The 13,503-nt window shown below is 64.0% G+C and carries 13 protein-coding genes; 4 read left to right on the forward strand and 9 right to left on the reverse strand.

The features are described from left to right. Positions 1-217: 217 nt before the first annotated feature. The 9 genes from CR152_RS02315 to CR152_RS02355 form a co-directional block, all read right to left on the reverse strand. The gene (locus CR152_RS02315; RefSeq protein ID WP_099873439.1) at positions 218-799 is read right to left on the reverse strand and encodes a hypoxanthine-guanine phosphoribosyltransferase; all 582 of its coding nucleotides are present in this window, start codon (positions 797-799) and stop codon (positions 218-220) included. Positions 800-959: 160 nt separating this feature from the next. After that, the gene (locus CR152_RS02320; RefSeq protein ID WP_099873441.1) at positions 960-2,237 is read right to left on the reverse strand and encodes a phenylacetate--CoA ligase family protein; all 1,278 of its coding nucleotides are present in this window, start codon (positions 2,235-2,237) and stop codon (positions 960-962) included. Then, the gene (locus tag CR152_RS02325) at positions 2,234-2,587 is read right to left on the reverse strand and encodes an MmcQ/YjbR family DNA-binding protein (protein ID WP_099873443.1); all 354 of its coding nucleotides are present in this window, start codon (positions 2,585-2,587) and stop codon (positions 2,234-2,236) included. The genes CR152_RS02320 and CR152_RS02325 overlap by 4 nt, the downstream gene beginning before the upstream one ends. Before the next feature lie 9 nt (positions 2,588-2,596). Beyond that, on the reverse strand, positions 2,597-3,418 hold the full coding sequence (locus tag CR152_RS02330) for an ABC transporter ATP-binding protein (RefSeq protein ID WP_099873445.1): 822 nt from the start codon (positions 3,416-3,418) through the stop codon (positions 2,597-2,599). Between the two features lie 76 nt (positions 3,419-3,494). Beyond that, positions 3,495-4,787, reverse strand: coding sequence for an ABC transporter substrate-binding protein (locus CR152_RS02335; protein WP_099873447.1), 1,293 nt, complete (start codon positions 4,785-4,787; stop codon positions 3,495-3,497). A gap of 42 nt (positions 4,788-4,829) precedes the next feature. Further along, complete coding sequence (locus CR152_RS02340) at positions 4,830-5,888, reverse strand: branched-chain amino acid ABC transporter permease (protein ID WP_099873449.1); 1,059 nt, start codon at positions 5,886-5,888, stop codon at positions 4,830-4,832. A gap of 1 nt (position 5,889) precedes the next feature. Next, on the reverse strand, positions 5,890-6,786 hold the full coding sequence (locus CR152_RS02345) for a branched-chain amino acid ABC transporter permease (RefSeq protein ID WP_099873451.1): 897 nt from the start codon (positions 6,784-6,786) through the stop codon (positions 5,890-5,892). Between the two features lie 141 nt (positions 6,787-6,927). Continuing rightward, positions 6,928-7,743: an ABC transporter ATP-binding protein gene (locus CR152_RS02350; protein WP_229413255.1), complete on the reverse strand. Its 816-nt coding sequence runs from the start codon at positions 7,741-7,743 to the stop codon at positions 6,928-6,930. A gap of 19 nt (positions 7,744-7,762) precedes the next feature. Beyond that, on the reverse strand, positions 7,763-9,721 hold the full coding sequence (locus tag CR152_RS02355; RefSeq protein ID WP_370663844.1) for an AMP-dependent synthetase/ligase: 1,959 nt from the start codon (positions 9,719-9,721) through the stop codon (positions 7,763-7,765). 154 nt (positions 9,722-9,875) lie between these two features. Between CR152_RS02355 and CR152_RS02360 the strand changes: the two genes are divergently transcribed. The 4 genes from CR152_RS02360 (at position 9,876) to CR152_RS02375 (ending at position 13,499) form a co-directional block, all read left to right on the forward strand. Beyond that, positions 9,876-10,562, forward strand: coding sequence for a Crp/Fnr family transcriptional regulator (locus CR152_RS02360; RefSeq protein ID WP_099873456.1), 687 nt, complete (start codon positions 9,876-9,878; stop codon positions 10,560-10,562). A gap of 94 nt (positions 10,563-10,656) precedes the next feature. After that, complete coding sequence (locus CR152_RS02365; RefSeq protein WP_229413256.1) at positions 10,657-12,465, forward strand: aminopeptidase P family protein; 1,809 nt, start codon at positions 10,657-10,659, stop codon at positions 12,463-12,465. After that, the gene (locus CR152_RS02370) at positions 12,465-12,731 is read left to right on the forward strand and encodes a hypothetical protein (protein WP_099873460.1); all 267 of its coding nucleotides are present in this window, start codon (positions 12,465-12,467) and stop codon (positions 12,729-12,731) included. The genes CR152_RS02365 and CR152_RS02370 overlap by 1 nt, the downstream gene beginning before the upstream one ends. Positions 12,732-12,752: 21 nt before the next feature. Then, positions 12,753-13,499 carry an MgtC/SapB family protein gene (locus CR152_RS02375; RefSeq protein ID WP_099873462.1) on the forward strand — a complete coding sequence of 249 codons (747 nt, stop codon included), beginning with the start codon at positions 12,753-12,755 and terminating at the stop codon, positions 13,497-13,499. The last annotated feature ends 4 nt before the right edge of the window (positions 13,500-13,503 follow it).

A 13,503-nucleotide genomic window follows, 5' to 3' on the forward strand; every position in this document is an offset into this window, starting at 1 on the left:
AAATAATGTCTCATCTAAGCAAGGTATGCCTTTATCGAGCATGCATATACGGGAAACGAATTGTTAAATGGTGAGGCGGAGAAAGGCGGGATATCAGAGAGATATCAAATTGTACACGATGCTGGTAGTACCGCTTTAGTACCCGTTTGGATTGGTATTAACGGCGCCGCGAGCGGTCGCGGCGCTTTTCTGGTGAGCGTCACGGTTTTGTGGAAAATCACCGAGGCTTGAGGTCTTCCGGACGTATTGCCCACAGCCCAGGCAAGTTGCGCCAGTACCCATACACATCCATGCCAAAACCGACCACAAACTTGTCGGGAATGGAGAGGCCGACGATATCGGCTTTGATGGGTTTGCTGCGTTTCAGGGCCTTGTCGGCGAACACGGTGATGACGACCTCGGCCGCGCCCATGTCGAGCAGGCGCTGCTTTACCTGGGCCAGGGTTTCGCCCTCGTCGAGGATATCGTCGAGCACGATGATGATGCGTCCGGCAACGCTCGGTCGCGGGATAACTTTCCACACGACATTGCCGCCCTGATCGTCGTCGCCGTAGCGGCTGACGTGGATATAGTCGAATTCGAGGGGGAAGCGCAATTGCGGGAGGAGGCTGCCGGTAAACACCACCGCGCCGCCCATCACGCCGAGCACGAGGGGGAAGGCGGCGTTGTCGGGCTGGTCGAAGCGGCTGTTGAGCTTGTCGGCGACCTGGCGCACGGCGGCTTGTACGGCGGCGGCGTCGAAGATTTCCTCCGCATTGTCGAGAAGGGCGCGGGCACGGGCGGTATGAAATTCTTGCATGGCGATAGGCTCAAAAAGGACACCAGGCAATTATCCTGCAAAGTGCACTGCACAATGAGTCTAGTTGGATTTGTGCCACAGGAGGGGGGCCCGTATGCCTGCCCTAATCGTCGTTCCCCCGTTACCTCGTCGTTCCCGCGCCAAGGCGGCGCCACCAGCCTTAACTGTAATCCCGCAAATCCTCAATCACCTTCCCGTCATCAGCCAAGGTCCCGGGCGACTCGAACCTGACTTCCCCGCGCAGCTTGGTCACCTCGCGAATCGACTCCACAATCGCGGCCGCCTGCTGCGCGTCCGGCGCCGTGGCCACCTCGCAGTGCAAAGTCATCACATCATTGGCCATCCTGCCGGTCACCACCATCCGCGCCTTCAAGATTCCCGGGTGCCGCCGCACGATATTGTTCACCTGCGACGGATGCACGAACATCGCGCGCACCTTGGTGGTCTGGTCGGCCCGTCCCAGCCAGCCGCGAATCCGGCTGTTGGTGCGCCCGCAGCGCGACGGCTCCGCGTCCACCAGCAGCGCCGACATATCTCCCGTCGCAAAGCGGATCAGCGGATAGTCCGTATTAAACAAGGTCACCACGATCTCGCCGATATCGCCAGGCGTCACCGGTTCTCCGCTCCCTGGCCGCACGATCTCGAGCACCACATCCTCATCGAGCACCATGCCGGGATTGAGCACGCCGCCGGTGGCCGTCTCATACGCCATGCTGCCGATATCGGCCGACGCATACGTCTGGAACACATGCGGCACGCCATTCTCGCGAAACCACGTACGCAAGGATTCCGGCAGCGCCTCCGCGCCCATCAGCGCGCGCTGCATGCTGCTGATATCGGCCCCCATCTCGCGCGCTTTTTCGATGATGATGCGCAGGAACGACGGCGTGCCCACGTACGTGTCCGGACGCAGGTCGGCAATCGCCTGCACCTGCATCTCGGTCTGGCCGGCGCCGGCCGGAATCACCGCGCAGCCGATGCGCGCCGCGCCGCCTTCCACCATGAAGGCGGCGGGCGTGAAATGATACGAAAAGCAGTTCTGCAGCAGTCCGCCCGCGCGCACGCCGGCCGCGTACATCGGCCGCGCAAAGCGCCACCAGTCCTCGCCGCGCCCTTCCGGGTCGAAGATTGGCCCTGGCGACACGTACACCCGCGACAGCCCGCCCACCGGCGTTACAGCCAGCCCGCCGAACGGCATCGACGCCTTCTGCAGCGCCTTCAGATCGGCCTTGCGCGTGATCGGCAGCGATGCCAGCGCGGCGCGGCTGTTGATGGCCGCGCCGTCCACGCCCTCCAGGATGCGCGCCCAGCCCGGCGCGCTGCGGGCGCGCTCGATCAGTTGCGGCAGGCGCGCCATCAGATCGCGCTCGCGCTCCTGCGGGTCGCGCGTCTCCAGTGCGTCGAGCGTGTCGAGGATATTGGCGGTGTCCACCTTCATGCTTGTTCTCCGATCTGGCGTTGCAGCTTGCGGGTCAGTTTGGCGAAAATCAGTTCGTAGGCGCGCTGCAGCAGCGCCGCCGCTTCCGCGTCGCTGAGCGCCTTCGCGTTCTCCACATACACCCACTTCGCCCGTGCCAGGTAAGGGGCGGGAATGATGCCGGGGCGGTCGGTCAGTTCCAGGAAGCGCTCGTCGTCCACCTTGAAGCAGATACCCGTGGCCGGCACGGCGTGGTCCGACATCGCAAACATCTTCTCGCCCACCGAATACACCGCCCGCGTTTCCCACTTCAGGTCTTCGGTCGCGCCGGGGAAGGTGCGGCACAGCGCTTTTGCGGTTTCAAAATCCATCGTGATCTCTCAGGCCAGCCAGCGTTTGCGGCGGCGGTAAAATTTCATGTCTCGAAAACTCTTGCGCTCCGCGCCAGCCACGCCAAGGTAGAACTCCTTGACGTCTTCATTGCTGGCCAGTTCCTTGGCCTCGCCTTCCATCACCACACGCCCGTTCTCGAGGATGTAGCCGAAGTCGGCGTAGCGCAGCGCCACCGTGGTGTTTTGCTCGGCCAGCAGGAACGACACGCCTTCCTTCTGGTTCAGGTCCTTGACGATGTCGAAGATCTCTTCGACGATCTGCGGCGCGATGCCCATCGACGGTTCGTCGAGCAGGATCATCGACGGCTTGGCCATCAGCGCGCGCCCGATGGCGCACATCTGCTGCTCGCCGCCCGAGGTGTAGCCTGCCTGGCTGGAACGCCGCTCTTTCAGGCGCGGAAAATACGCGTACACCGCTTCCAGCGCCGCTTTTAGTTCAGCGCGCGAGATGTTGCGCGTGTAGGCGCCGGTCAGCAGGTTTTCTTCGATGGTCAGGTGGCCGAAACAGTGGCGCCCTTCCATCACCTGCGACAGGCCGCGCTTGACCAGCTCATTCGGGGTCAGATGGTCGACCCGTTCACCCTTGAACTGCACCTCGCCCTTGGTCACGTCGCCACGCTCGCCGCGCAGCAGGGTCGAAATGGTTTTCAGGGTGGTCGATTTGCCCGCCCCGTTGGCGCCCAGCAGGGCCACGATCTTGCCTTTCGGGACCTGCAGCGAGACGCCTTTCAAAACCAGGATCACGTGGTCGTAAATGACTTCGATGTTATTGACCGACAGGTAAGGCTGGCTGGCAGTGATGGTGGTCATAGGCTCTTCGCGCGATGTAAAAATCCCCCACGCCGCTGTTCTGGCGCGGGGGCAAGGGAACGATTACTTCATATGCTTACTTCATGCAGCTTGGCGTGATCTTCTTCTCGGCCGCGTAGGCGTTCGACGAATCCTCGACCAGCTTGCGCGTGAGGGCCTTGTCTCCCACCACCCAGTTCGGCGTGATGGCGATCCACTTCTTGCCATCCCACTGCTGGACCTTGACCGCGCCCGACCCTTCGTGGTCGTCGCAGCTGGTTTTCACGGTCGGGAACATGCCGAAGGCACCCAGCGCTTTCTGGCGTGCTTCATCCACGTTCAGGTTTTCCAGGCCCCAGCGCATCTGCTCGCCGGTCATGATTTTGCCCTTGCCGAATTTGTCCTGCGCCACGCGGATCGCTTCGACCCACAGGATGCCGGCGGTCAGGCCGCGCATGTGATACACCGAACCGATACGCGCCTGGTCGGCCAGGTTGCCCTTGCCGGATGCGTAGACCTTCTTGCGGATCTCGTCGATCAGCGGATAGTTACCCGGCGTGTTGAAGGTCATCGAGGTATAGCCCTTGGCCGCATCGCCCGACGGGATCGTGTCTTCTTCGGAACCGGCCCACCACACGCCCAGCATTTTCTCGCGCGGGAAGCCGTTACGCTGCGCGGTCTTGATCGCGACCGAATTCATCACGCCCCAGCCCCACAGGATCACGTGGTCCGGCTTGGCCTGGCGGATCTGCAGCCACTGCGACTGCTGCTCGCTGCCCGGCGGCGCCACCGCGATCTTGATCAATTCGAAGCCGTACTGCTTGGCCTGCGCTTCCAGCACCGGCAGCGGTTCCTTGCCGAAGGCCGAGTCGTGGTACAGGTGGACGATCTTTTTGCCTTTCAGTTTGTCGTAGCCGCCGTTTTTGTCGGCCAGGTACTTGATCATCGCCGCCGCCTGGTTCCAGTAGCTGGTAATAAGCGGGAACACGTAGGGGAAGACCTTGCCGTTGGCCGCGTCCGAGCGGCCGTAGCCGAGGGTCGTCATCGGGATCTTGTCCTGCACCAGGCGATCGAGCACGCCGTAGGCGATCCCGGTCGACAGCGGTTCGACCATGCTGGCCCCGCCGTTCTTGGTTTTCAGCCGTTCGTAGCACTCGATGCCGCGCGACGGGTTGTATTCGGTCTCGCATTCTTCCCACTGGATCTTGACGCCATTGACGCCGCCGTTGGCGTTGATCAGGTTGAAGTAATCGATCGCACCGCCGTAAAAGCCCGAACCGCCGGCCGCATACGGACCGACGCGGTAGGACGGCAGCGCGATGAACTGGTCGGCCGCCTGCACCTGGTTGAATGCGCCGATCAGGGTGGCGCACAGCATGATGCTCTTCATCTTATGTTTTACGTGATTCATTGTCGTCTCCGGAAGAATGCGTTAGTGCGGGAACGGCCAAAGCCGCAGTTTTTCTTTACCTACTTGCCACAGGCGCGCTAGGCCATGCGGCTCCACGATCAGAAAAAAGATAATCAGCGCGCCGAACACCATCAGTTCCAGGTTCGACGCCACCGAGGTTGGCAGCGACAGGCTGTGCGCCAGAATATTCAAAAAGACCGGCAGCAGCACGATGAAGGCCGCGCCGAGGAAGGAACCGAGCACCGAGCCGACCCCGCCGATGATGATCATGAACAGGATGCGGAACGACAGATCGAGGTTGTACGCCTCCGGTTCGACCGTGCCCAGATAGGCGTAGGCGTACAGCGCGCCGGCTACGCCGCAGTAGAACGAGCTGACCGCGAAGGCCAGCAGCTTGGTTCGCATCGGGCGAAAGCCGATGACTTCGGCCGCCACGTCCATGTCGCGCACCGCCATCCACGAGCGGCCCACGTTCGAGCGGATCATGTTCTTGGCCAGCAGCGCCATGAGCGCCACGATCGCCAGCACCAGCACGTACTTGCTGGCCGGCGTATCGAACTGGTAGCCGAAGATGACGATCTTCTGCGCCGTGATCACGCCCGAGCTGCTGTAGTTGGTCAGGTAGGGGATCTTGGTCAGGCACCAGACCACGAAGAACTGCGTGGCCAGGGTCGACGCGGCCAGGTAAAAGCCGCGGATGCGCAGCGACGGCAGGCCGAAGGCGATGCCCACCATGGCCGCGCACAGGCCGCCCAGCACGAAGGCGAGCAGCATCGGAATGCCGGGCAGGCGCGCGATGAAGTTAAACGACGCGAACGCGCCCACCGCCATGAAGGCGGCGGTGCCGAGCGAGAGCTGGCCGCAATAGCCGGTGAGGATGTTCAGGCCGAGCGCTGCCAGCGAAAAGATCAGGAACGGAATCAGGATCGCCGACAGCATGTAGGGCGAGGCGAACACCGGCACGATGGCGAGCGCCAGCAGCAGCAGGCCGCCCAGGGCGATGCGGTCCTGGCGGATCGGGAAGATCTGCCCGTCCGACTCGTAGGTGGTCTTGAATTGTCCGGCTTCGCGGTAAAACATATCAGATTCTCCGGATGATTTTTTCGCCGAACAGGCCTTCCGGCCGCACCAGCAGGAACAGCAGGGCCAGCACGTACGGGAACCAGCCTTCGATGCCGCCGCCGACCATCGGGCCGATATAGACCTCGGCCAGTTTTTCGGATGCGCCGATGATCAGGCCACCGACGATGGCCCCCGGGACCGAAGTAAAGCCGCCCAGGATCAGCACCGGCAGCGCCTTCAAGGCGATGAAGGTCAGCGCGAACTGCACGCCGTTGCGCGCGCCCCACAAGAGGCCCGCCACCAGCGCGACCAGCCCGGCCACGGCCCACACCACGGCCCAGATCTGCTGCAGCGGGATGCCGACGGCAAGTGCGGCCTGATGATCGTCGGCGACGGCGCGCAGGGCGCGGCCCACTTTGGTTTTCGAGAACAGCAGCGCGAGCGCGGTGACCAGCACCGCGCAGATGCCGGCGGCGGTCACGTCGAACTGGGAGACGATGATGTTGTAGTTATCGAGCAGGAAGGGGATCGGCACATCGTCGATCGGCAGGTCCAGCTTGTGCACCTGCGAGCCCCACAGCAGCTGGGCCAGGCCTTCGATGAAGAACGCCAGGCCGATGGTGGCCATGAAGAGGGTGATTTCGGGCTGGTTGACCAGCGGGCGCAGGACGATCCGTTCGATGGCCAGGCCGAGCGCGATCATCACCACGATGGTGAGCGGGATCGCGAGCCAGATCGAGACGCCGAATTTGTCGATGATGCCGACGCAGGTGAGGGCGGCGAAAAATACCATTGCGCCCTGCGCGAAGTTGAATACCCCGGAGGCTTTGTAGATCAGCACGAAACCGATCGCCACCAGCGCGTACATGACGCCGGAGAGCAGGCCGCCGATCAGGACTTCAAAGAAAAAATTCATGGTGTACCCTTAACGCTGACTCCGTCGTTCCCGCAAAGGCCCTCTTGGCCATCGACCTTAAAGCCGTCGTTCCCGCCGAGTGCCGCCTTGGCGCGGGAACGACGGTGTAGGATGGCGAACGTTGTAGTGCTGCGAGCGGCTTCAATGCGCCACCCCCAAATACGCGTTAATCACATTCTGATTACTGCGCACTTCATCCGGCGTCCCATCCCCGATCTTCTTGCCGTAATCGAGCACCACCACCCGGTCCGAAATATCCATCACCACACCCATGTCATGCTCGATCAGCACGATGGTGGTCCCGAACTGGTCGTTCACGTCGAGTATGAAGCGGCACATGTCCTGCTTCTCTTCCACGTTCATCCCGGCCATCGGTTCATCGAGCAGCAAAATATCCGGCTCCGCCGCCAGCGCCCGGCCCAGCTCCACGCGCTTTTGCAGCCCGTACGGCAGGCGCCCCACCGGCGTCTTGCGGATCGCCTGGATCTCCAGGAAATCGATGATCTCTTCCGCCTTTTCGCGGTGCGCCATTTCCTCGCGCCGCGCCGGGCCCCAGTACAGGGCCTGCATCAGGAAATTCGACTTCATCTTCAGGTTCCGGCCCGTCATGATGTTATCCAGTACCGTCATCCCCTTGAACAGCGCGATGTTCTGGAAGGTGCGCGCAATGCCCGCCTTGGCCGCGCTGTAGCAGTCCATGTTCTTGCGGTGCTCCCCGCGCAGCACGATCTCGCCCTGCTGCGGGCGGTACACGCCATTGATCACGTTGAGCATCGAACTTTTTCCCGCGCCATTGGGCCCGATGATCGCGCGGATCTCATGCTGCCGGACGTTGAAGGAGATATCGGTCAGCGCCTTGACCCCGCCGAACGACAGCGAGATGTTGTTCAGGTCAAGGATCACCGGTCCGATCTTGCGCGTCGATCCGCTCGCCGTTGGTTCATTAAGTTCATTCATGTTCATCGCAACGCGCTCCTCACGCAGCCTTTTCCATGGCGGGATAGGTGGTGGCCCCGCAGATGCGCAAATCGGCGCTCACCACCCCCACACGGCCATCTTCAAACTTGACCTGGGTACTGATGAACTGACTGGCCTTGTCGGTGTACAGCGCGTCAATCAGTACCGCGTATTTGTCGGCGATGAACTTGCGCCGCACCTTGCGCGTGCGCGTCAGCTCATCGTCGTCCGGATCGAGCTCCTTGTGCAAAATCAGGAAGCGGTGGATCTGGGTCGCCCCCATCAGCGCTTCGCCGGCCAGGTCGGCATTGACCTTTTCCACGCAGTCGCGTATCAGGTCGTAGGTGGTGCCGTGCGCGGCCAGGTCGGTGTAGCCGGCGTAGGCGATGTTGCGCCGCTCGGCCCAGTTGCCGACCGCTTCCATGTCGATATTGATGAAGGCGCATACCTGCTTGCGCGCGTTGCCGAAGGCGACCGCCTCCTTGATAAACGGGAAAAACTTGAGCTTGTTCTCGATGTAGTTGGGCGCAAAGATCGCGCCGCAGTCCATCTTGCCCACGTCGGCGGCGCGGTCGATGATCTTCAAGTGGCCTTCGCTGTCGAACATGCCGGCGTCGCCCGTGTGGAAGTAGCCGTCGGCGTCGATCACTTCGGCGGTCGCGTCCTCGCGCTTGAAGTAGCCCGCCATCGTCGCCGCCGACTTGACCAGCACCTCGCCGCTGGCGGCAATGCGCACCTCGACGCCGGGCGCGGGCAGGCCGACGCTGTCGAACTTGATGTTCCCGTCCGGCTGCAGGCACACGTAGGCGCAGGTTTCGGTGGAGCCGTACAGCTGCTTGAGATTGACGCCGATCGAGCGGTAGAAGCGGAACAGGTCCGGCCCGATCGCCGCGCCGGCGGTGTAGGCCACGCGCACGCGCGACAGTCCAAGCACATTCTTGAGCGGACCGTAGACCAGCAGGTGGCCGAGCGCATACGCCGCGCGATCAAGCGCCGGCACCGGTTTACCGTCCAGGATGTCGGCGCCGCAGCGTTTGGCCACGTCCATAAAGTGGTGGAACATATTGCGCTTGAGGGTGCTCGCGTCTTCCATCCGGATCATCACGGTGGTGAGCATGTTCTCGAACACGCGCGGCGGCGCGAAATAATAGGTCGGGCCGATCTCGCGCAGGTCGGTCAGCACGGTGTCGCCCGACTCGGGGCAGTTGACCGTGAAACCGGCCACCATCGCCTGCGCCAGCGAGAACAGGCAGTCGCCCACCCACGCCATCGGCAGGTAGGACAGGATGTCTTCGCGGTCGGTCAGCTTGTCGAAGCCGACCCCGCCCACGCCGGCCGCCATCAGCGCGGCATGCGACTGGCATACGCCTTTCGGCTTGCCGGTGGTGCCGGAGGTGTACAGGATGATCGCGATGTCGCTGCCGCCGCCGGCGGCAACCGCCGCGTCGAACGCACCGGGGTGGGCCTGGTCCCATGCGCGGCCCAGTGCCTGCAGCGCCGCGAAGGAATTCAGGCCGGCCTGTTTGTAGTGGCGCATGCCGCGTTCGTCGTCGAAGGCGATGTGGCGCACCTGCGGGCACAGGGCCTGCAGTTCGAGCAGCTTGTCGACCTGCTCCTGGTCTTCGACGATGGCAAAGCCGATGTCGGCGTCGTTCAATACGTAGGCCATGTCGGCGGCCGGCGCGTCCTGGTACAGCGGCACCGGCACGCCGCCCAGGCATTGCGCGGCCAGCATGGCCCAGTACAGGCGCGGGCGGTTGTCGCCGATGATGGCCAGGTTCATCCCGCGCGCAAAACCGAGCGACGCCAGGCCGCAGGCCAGGGCGCGCACCTCGGCGTTCACCTCCAGCCAGCTCCAGGTCTGCCAGATGCCCAGGTGCTTTTCGCGGAAGGCGGGGCGCTGCGGGCGCGCCTGGCCGTGCGCCAGCAGGCGCCGCGGGAAAGTCTGCAATTGCGAGCCATCGGATGTATTCACCAGCGTCCCCTTTTGTTTGTCCGGCCCCCCTCCCGCGACGGCAAATGCGGGGTGGCGCGCTTTTTGTGTGATGATATTAGCTCGCGTTGGGCGAGCAGGTTGTCTTTTGGATGACAATTCACCCTCTAATTCGCGACTTTCGATGCTGCGACGCACAATGACAAACCAGACACAGACATTAATTGAACACTTGCGCTCGACCATATGGGCCCGTACCCTCACGAGCGCCGAGATGATCCGGGTGGAAGCCGACTGTTTCGAGCAGTTCGTGCCCAAGGGCGGCTTCGTATGCCGCAAGGGTGAGGCGCTGGACAACTGGGTCGGGATTATCGATGGCCTGGTCAAGATCAACAATTTTTCACCATCCGGTAAAAACGTGACCTTCGCCGGCGTGCCGACCGGCGGCTGGTTCGGCGAAGGCTCGCTGCTCAAGGACCAGACCCGCAAATACGATGTGATGGCGCTGCGCGACACGCGCGTGGCCCGCATGCCGCGCGACACCTTCGAGTGGCTGCTCGAAGTGAGCCTGCCGTTCACGCGTTTTTTGCTGATGCAGCTCAACGAACGGCTGGGCCAGTTCATCGGCCTGGTCGAAAACGACCGCATGCTCGACATCGATACCCGCGTGGCGCGCTGCCTGGCCGCGATGTTCAACTCGCACCTGTATCCGGGACTGGAGAAACTGGTGCAGATTTCGCAGGAAGAAATCGGCTACCTGTCGGGCGCCTCGCGCCAGCGCGCCAACCAGGCCTTGCAACTGCTGGAGAAGGAAGGGTTGCTGCGGCTCGATTACGGCGGCATCCGGGTGCTCGACCTGGAAGGCCTGCGCCACTTCCAGGCATGAAGCCCGCTTGTCCACCTGCGCACGCGTGTCGCCACGGCCGGGCGCGATAGAGGTATCATAAGACACAATGACACGACCCGATTCAACGCTGCCCATGCCCACATCCACCGCGCGCGATGAGCGCCTCGCGCAGCTGCGCGCCGCCATGCGGCGCGCGCAGGTCCACGCCTGCATCATCCCCTCGTCCGACCCGCACCTGTCCGAATACCTGCCCGGCCGCTGGCAGGGCCGCGAATGGCTGACCGGTTTCACCGGCTCGGTCGGCACCTTCATCGCCACGGGCGACTTTGCCGGCTGCTGGACCGATGCCCGCTACTGGACCCAGGCCGAGACCGAACTGGCCGGCAGCAGCGTGCAACTGATGAAAATCCCGTCCGGCGCCAGCCTGCTGCACATCGACTGGCTGGCCGCCAACCTGGGGCCGGGCCAGACGGTGGCGGTCGACGCGCGCGTGCTCGGCCTGTCCACCGCGCGTCTGCTGGCGGATGCCTTGAGCGCGCGCGGCATCAATCTGCGCACCGACATCGACTTGCTCGACTCAGTCTGGAGCGAACGCCCCACGCTGCCGCCGCCGCCAGTGTTCGAGCACGCCGCGCCGTTCGCCTCCACCAGCCGCGCCGACAAGCTGGCCGCCACGCGCGCCGCCATGGCCAGACTGGGCGCCGAGCGCCACTTCATTTCCACCCTCGACGATATCGCCTGGCTGTTCAACCTGCGCGGCGCCGACGTGAGCTACAACCCGGTATTCCTGGCGCACGCGCTGATAGCGCCCGATGGCGCGACCCTGTTCGTGGCCGAAGCCAAGATTCCGGCCGAACTGCGCGCGCGCCTGCTGCTTGACGGCGTCACCCTGGCGCCCTATGCCGACGCCGCTGGCGCCCTGGCCGCCTTGCCTCCCGGCGCGGGGCTGCTCGTCGACCCGCGCCGCATCACGGCCGGCATGCGCGACGCCATCGCACCGGGCGTGAAGGTGATCGAGGCGGTCAACCCGACCACCTTCGCCAAATCGAAAAAATCCGCCGCGGACGCCGCCCACGTGCGCACCACCATGGAGCACGATGGCGCGGCCCTGTGCGAATTTTTCGCCTGGCTGGAGGCCGAACTGGCCAATCCGGCGCGCGCGCCGCTCACCGAGGTGGCCATCGACCGCCACATCACGGCCGCGCGGGCACGCCGGCCCGGGTTTGTCAGCCCCAGTTTCGGCACCATCGCCGGCTTTAACGCCAACGGCGCCGTCATCCACTATCGCGCCAGCGAGGCGGCGCACGCCGTCATCGAAGGCGACGGACTGCTGCTGATCGACTCCGGCGGCCAGTACCTGGGCGGCACCACCGACATCACGCGCGTGGTGCCGGTGGGTGCCACCAGCGAAGCGCAGCGCAGCGATTTTACGCTGGTGCTCAAGGGCGTGATCGCACTGTCGTCGGCGCGCTTCCCGCGTGGGACCCGCTCGCCGATGCTCGATGCGCTGGCGCGCGCCCCGATCTGGGCCGCCGGCATCGACTACGGCCACGGCACCGGCCACGGCGTCGGCTTTTTCCTGAACGTGCACGAGGGACCGCAGTCGATTTCGGCAAGCGCCATGCCGGAGCCGCACACCGCCATGGAAGAAGGCATGATCACGTCGGTCGAACCGGGCATCTACCGGCCCGGCCGCTGGGGCATCCGCATCGAAAACCTGGTCCTGAACGTGGCGCTTGATGCCACCGAATTCGGCGACTGGCTGCGCTTCGAAACCCTGACCCTGTGCCCGATCGATACGCGCTGCCTGCACCTGCCGCTGCTGCGCGCCGACGAAATCGCCTGGATCAACGACTACCACGCCACCGTGCGCGCGCGCCTGGCGCCGCATGTGAGCGGCGCGGCCGCCGCCTGGCTCGAACAACGCACACAGGAGCTCTGATGTCGACCGCACGATCAACCCGGGCCAGCGCCGCCGTCGACCGCCTCAAGGTCCGCAGCGGGAATGCCGGCTATTCGATGGCCCGCACCGGCGACGGCCTGTTCTTCCTGTCGGAAGCGCCGGGCGAGCCGCCGCTGTGCGCTCCGCTCGACCTCGACGACTTCGTCGCCTTTGTCAACAAGCTCGGACCGCAGGTAGCGCGGCGCGTCAGCAAGCTCGATATCGCCTTCGAAAAGCAGCTGGTGAAAAAGAAGCCGGCCCCCTAGCGTCACCTTGAAGGAAACCGCATGTCGTTCACGGAGCTCATGTCGGCCTACTGGTCGCAACCCGAAATCGCCACCAATGGGCTGATTCTCCTCAATCTGCTGGGCGCGCTCATACTCGGGCTGCTGGTTGGCTACGAACGCTCGTACCACGGGCGCGCGGCCGGCATGCGCACCTATGGCCTGGTGTGCATGGCCTCGGCCGCGCTGACCATCGTCGGCGGCTATCCCGGCTTCTGGTTCGGCGGCCATGGCGCTTCGCTGCTGGCCGCGGTCGACCCCACCCGCGTCATCCAGGGCATCGTCACCGGCATCGGTTTCCTGGGCGCGGGCGTCATCATGCGCGAAGGCTTCAACATCAGCGGCCTGACCACGGCCGCCTCGATCTGGACCTCGTCGGTGATCGGCATCCTGGTCGGCGTCGGGTTTTACCTGGCCGCGATGGGACTGGCCTTCTTTTCGGCGATGATCATGATCTACCTGTCCAAGGTCGAAGCCTGGCTGCCCTCGCGCCACGCGGTGGCGGTGATGATGCGCTTCAAGCACGACTTCGTGCCGCGCGAGGATGCGCTGCGCCGCATCGCGCTGGCGCGCGGCTATGCGATTGCCGGCGGTTCGCTCACCATCGGCAGCGAGAACAACATGCAGGAATGGCGCTTCGTGGCGCTGGCGCTGTCCAAGAAAAGCGGTGCGCCGCTGTCCGACCTGGCGGCCGAACTGGCGCAGTTCAACGGCATCGACAGTTTCCAGATCTCCCACGCCCGCAATTAGCCCA

The sequence above is a fragment of the Massilia violaceinigra genome (assembly GCF_002752675.1).
Taxonomy (GTDB): domain Bacteria; phylum Pseudomonadota; class Gammaproteobacteria; order Burkholderiales; family Burkholderiaceae_D; genus Telluria_A; species Telluria_A violaceinigra.